Annotated in this window: 2 rRNA genes; both read right to left on the reverse strand. The window is 38.2% G+C overall.

Annotated features, from left to right (window positions below):
• Positions 1-67: ribosomal RNA gene (gene rrf / locus H5154_RS23345) — 5S ribosomal RNA — on the reverse strand; the annotation flags it as partial.
• A gap of 131 nt (positions 68-198) precedes the next feature.
• Positions 199-288: ribosomal RNA gene (locus tag H5154_RS23350) — 23S ribosomal RNA — on the reverse strand; the annotation flags it as partial.

The raw sequence follows: 288 nt of genomic DNA on the forward strand, positions 1-288 counted from the left end.
CGCTGTTTCGTTTCACTACTGAGTTCGGCATGGGGTCAGGTGGGTCCAAAACGCTATTGTTACCAAGCAAATTTGGTGTTAATCGCGTTAGCAATTAACTAAAATTTGGAATTCTGATAATAAAGTTTTCAGTAAATCTACTTTAGTCTATTAACTTCTTGCTCTATCAACTATCACATAAAACGCGTTTGGCGTTGTATGGTTAAGCCTCACGGGTAATTAGTACAAGTTAGCTTAACATATCACTATGCTTCCACATCTTGCCTATCAACGTTGTAGTCTTCAACG

It is taken from the genome of Pseudoalteromonas sp. SR44-5, from assembly GCF_014163675.1.
GTDB lineage: Bacteria > Pseudomonadota > Gammaproteobacteria > Enterobacterales > Alteromonadaceae > Pseudoalteromonas > Pseudoalteromonas rhizosphaerae.